A 3691-nucleotide genomic window follows, 5' to 3' on the forward strand; every position below is an offset into this window, starting at 1 on the left:
TTAACAGGACATTTCTACTTTGCTGAAGACAGGACATTTTAAAATGGGATAGACAGAGGGAGGCAAAAAAGAAAGGTATCTTTCTTAACAATATCAACTAGATACCTTTACTTTTTGCCTCTAAAATCATGCTGATTTTTTTTGATTAGTAACGCGCTCAATTGCTTCTACAACACGGTCGTTTTTAGAACGTTCAGCAATAATTGCCAACAGCGTTAAGTCTGGGTCTAAGCCTAATATTTCTGCTATCTCACAAGCTAGATCGTCACTCATCGTCTTACCATTTCGCCAGTTTTGTACAGTCGCATGACCGATACCTAGGAATTTGGCAACCTCTCTAGTGCTATGTATCTGTTTTTCAACACATAATCGATTTAACAAATCTAAGGTTGTTATCATTTTTACACCTCCAAATCGAAGTATATGTCAAAAGCAACGTGTATAGAGCCCCTGTACACGAATAAGTAAATGATCTTTAATCTGAATCGTTCAGGTTGAATTGGCTTTTGAGGAAGACCGGTGATACTTGAGCAAGTCAAGTCGGGAGACTTTACGAAACATCATCACAGTTCATGTTCCCTTATAACGATGAACGACCCGCTGTTAGAGGTTCGGAACTCTAACAGCGGGACTCTTGAGGATGTTTCCTAACCCCAATTATTGACCAAGAGCATCAAATAAGGATCATCAATATGTCAGCAAATAGTCAAAGTCTTAACACAGATACACTTACTCACTCTTCACTCCTAGACACACCAGAGAAATTGCTAGCGATGCAAACACACGCTATGGCAATGTTTTCACGCGTCTGTGAGCTAAATATAAAAACGTCTTACAACATCATATTTAAAGTAGGCTCCCACGGTGAGCGCACTACTGATAACTTGGATGTTGAGCTTTTCTGGTTCACACCAGAGGGCGAACAAGCTAGACCAAATACTAATGATATGTTCTGTTACTCATTCCAAAGCATTGAAACAATAGATCATTGGTTTCTAACCGCTAACGTTGCGCTTGATTTGCTAGAGCGAGAAGCTAAAGTCGTTGAGAATAGCGATACTCTTAACGAACAAGAACTTACCCGTATAGCACGAGAGCAAAACAACACGCTCTTAAATGCTATCGAAGGCCGTCTGGACTAAGGCGGCTTAACCTACCATGCTCGTCAAGAACTTACACCCTGAATTTGTCCCTAATCAGTCTAGTGGCACGCGCCCTAAACTGGTTAAGGACGCGTGTAAGTTTATCCAAGAAAATCAAATCTATCTTTGGTCTGGGTTCCGTCTTTGGAGTGCAGATAACCAACGTAAACGCGGCTTTAACCTTCACTTAAAGCGTGCCGTTCAAGTCGGCTTTGAAGCCCTTGCCTACCATGCCAACATTTTAACGGGTGTCGTACACTCATCTTGCACCGATATGGCGGATATGTGCGGCCTTTCTACTGTGAGCGAAAACGGCAACAAGTCGATTTCTCGCTTTACTCGTATGATTGACCAGCTAGAACGATACCACTTGGTACGAACGGAGCGCATCTGGGATAGAGAGCAAGGTATGTGGATCCCAAAGCTGATCCAAGTCACCGCCCTATTCTGGTCGGCTTGCGGCATTTCTGAGGCGCGTCTTAACGGTGAGCAACGTAAAGCATTAGGCCGTCTACGTCAGCAAAAGCGACTAGACGGAGCCAAGCCGGAACAAATCGCAAGCTTCGGCATTAGCGAAGCGGAACAAGAAGCGCGTAAGAACTTCATTAAGTCAGCGTTTAAAGCGCGTAAGCGTGACAGTGAAATCCGTGCCGCTAAACGTCGAACTAAGGCACTGGAAGACAAAACTTACCAAGAGCAGCTTGATATCTATGCTCGTGATATCCTTACCAATGCCACTTCCCAAGAGCTAGCCGCTCTCACGCCGAAAGAGTTACGCCGTCAAGCTCAATACCTTCGCGGTAAACACCAAAACCAAGCCCACGAGTAACCCCTGTATCGCACTGTAACGCTCTTAGTTGAGCGGGCATTGTTGCGTCTATCGTTCAGCTAGCGCCTTTTCTACGTCCATTACAGCGACAAATACCACTAAATTAGTTACCAGAAGTCAAAACGTTAGCTCCCTATCGCCTCTTTTCCTTCTGTATGTGCAAGTGGATGGACGAGTTATCTGCGCGCTAAGGGATATATGCAAAATCACAGGGGAATAGTAGTAAACTGAGAAATCTTATTACGTCCACAATTCTTGTGGAGAAGAATGAAGCGGCTCTTCTTGTTCGCAAGCGAACTGGTGCCTTATGGTGCGCTGAACCACTCCAATACAATCGACAGGCTTTCTCAAAGGCTTTAAGGATATAGGCTGTTTCTATCGCTTCGCGATGGCCTAGCAAGATGAAGGGGCGAAATTTAAGCGGTGATGTAATATATAATTTTTGTGGTATTATTTAAGCAAGTTACTAGCTCTTTCAAGGAGAGTGATTATGCATGCAACTAATGTATCAAGCTTTAAGAGTGGTTCAAGCCCTCTAGTGGGCTTGCTTAGTGCTGCTAAGTTTATCGTTCAAGGTCGTCAAGAGTCCAAAGCTATTGGTCAAGTCTATGAAGGCTTCCATATGATGGTTAATGGCTTATCTATGGTGTTGCAATCAACCGAAGTTATTCTTAACGATAAAATTGATTACATTATGGATCATGAAGCGTCGGTTATCTCTGATGATATGTTTGAAGACTTCCATGAGTTTGAAAACGTTATTAGTGCGTTGCAACCGCTTATCTTCGAAGACGGTGTAGGCCTACCTGATGATTTTAGACGTTCTGTCGCTCGTGTGATTGAGCGTTGCCGTATTTTGCAAACCCTAGAACGCCAGTTTAGGGAACATACCTCTGTACCTGCACATATCAGCATGTCAGCTCTACAAGGTGAAAACCCTCAAACAACAAAGAAGTTCGTTGGAGGTTGGACAGAAGCATGACAAGGAAAGTGTTTTTGTCCAATTTTACGGACTGGACTACCCCATCTAACTCTCAACTCGTCCAAGATTTAAAACAATACTTCCAACAAAAAGAACTACCAACGTCTATTGGGCGAGATGCGCCCCTCAATCGCCCAAAAGATGCATTATTTGCGGGTTTGATGCACATACACATTGGTGATTTTAACGAAGTAACATATCAATATTATCGAACCTCAGACGATTGGATTATATACGCGTCAGGCCTATATACTGATTCCGTATTGCTTATCGACGTATTAAGTCCAAACGCCCATTCTAGAGCTGAGCAAATGGATCTAATGAACCAGTATATAAAACTGGCTGATGAGTTTCGAAATAAGCTGTGACTCAACATTCACATACCTAATTAATCATCCCCGATAGACTCAACGTTGTAGCGCACATGTTGTTGGTTAAGTTCTTCCATAAACATACATGCGTCACTATACATGTGGAACTCATAGGTTCTCGCCCCCAGTGACGCAGCTTGCCCCTCTCTAATGATACTATCAAGCCGTTGCCACCCTGGGCCTGTTGGCTCACCTATTACCTGAATCTGCATTGCGACCTTAGACATATCAACTAACCTCTACTTCATTGCATATAAAACAAGTACCTTATTTATATATTATATGTATAATATCTACCCGATGGCTTCGTAATGTAGTGGTACGGTGAATTTGGCCACCTGATTAGAGGTGTTAAGATGCACCTCGT

Annotated in this window: 6 protein-coding genes; 4 read left to right on the top strand and 2 right to left on the bottom strand. The window is 43.1% G+C overall.

All coding sequences use genetic code 11. The features are described 5' to 3' along the window. Nucleotides 1-126 precede the first annotated feature (126 nt). Nucleotides 127-399: a helix-turn-helix domain-containing protein gene (locus tag APB76_RS18040; RefSeq protein ID WP_054963677.1), complete on the bottom strand. Its 273-nt coding sequence runs from the start codon at nt 397-399 to the stop codon at nt 127-129. A 293-nt stretch (nt 400-692) separates the two neighbouring features. Between APB76_RS18040 and APB76_RS18045 the strand changes: the two genes are divergently transcribed. From APB76_RS18045 to APB76_RS18060, 4 genes are all read left to right on the top strand, one after another. After that, a complete protein-coding gene (locus APB76_RS18045; protein ID WP_054963676.1) occupies nt 693-1142 on the top strand; it encodes a hypothetical protein in 450 nt (149 codons plus the stop codon). Nucleotides 1143-1158: 16 nt separating this feature from the next. Continuing rightward, entirely contained in the window at nt 1159-1971 is an 813-nt protein-coding gene (gene repA, locus APB76_RS18050) for a plasmid replication initiator RepA (RefSeq protein ID WP_054963675.1), read from the top strand. A gap of 490 nt (nt 1972-2461) precedes the next feature. Beyond that, a complete protein-coding gene (locus tag APB76_RS18055) occupies nt 2462-2953 on the top strand; it encodes a hypothetical protein (RefSeq protein WP_054963674.1) in 492 nt (163 codons plus the stop codon). 14 nt (nt 2954-2967) lie between these two features. After that, nucleotides 2968-3321 carry a type II toxin-antitoxin system YafO family toxin gene (locus APB76_RS18060; RefSeq protein WP_167350325.1) on the top strand — a complete coding sequence of 118 codons (354 nt, stop codon included), beginning with the start codon at nt 2968-2970 and terminating at the stop codon, nt 3319-3321. Nucleotides 3322-3341: 20 nt separating this feature from the next. Here APB76_RS18060 and APB76_RS18065 read toward each other — a convergent pair whose 3' ends face one another. Then, nucleotides 3342-3551 carry a hypothetical protein gene (locus APB76_RS18065; protein ID WP_054963672.1) on the bottom strand — a complete coding sequence of 70 codons (210 nt, stop codon included), beginning with the start codon at nt 3549-3551 and terminating at the stop codon, nt 3342-3344. Nucleotides 3552-3691: the final 140 nt, after the last annotated feature.

This window comes from Vibrio bivalvicida, assembly GCF_001399455.2.
GTDB lineage: Bacteria > Pseudomonadota > Gammaproteobacteria > Enterobacterales > Vibrionaceae > Vibrio > Vibrio bivalvicida.

Coding starts and splice junctions, on each gene's coding strand:
- APB76_RS18045 (WP_054963676.1), top strand. CDS start 693: ATGTCAGCAAATAGTCAAAGTCTTAACACAGATACACTTACTCACTCT.
- APB76_RS18065 (WP_054963672.1), bottom strand. CDS start 3,551: ATGTCTAAGGTCGCAATGCAGATTCAGGTAATAGGTGAGCCAACAGGC.
- APB76_RS18040 (WP_054963677.1), bottom strand. CDS start 399: ATGATAACAACCTTAGATTTGTTAAATCGATTATGTGTTGAAAAACAG.
- APB76_RS18055 (WP_054963674.1), top strand. CDS start 2,462: ATGCATGCAACTAATGTATCAAGCTTTAAGAGTGGTTCAAGCCCTCTA.
- repA (WP_054963675.1), top strand. CDS start 1,159: ATGCTCGTCAAGAACTTACACCCTGAATTTGTCCCTAATCAGTCTAGT.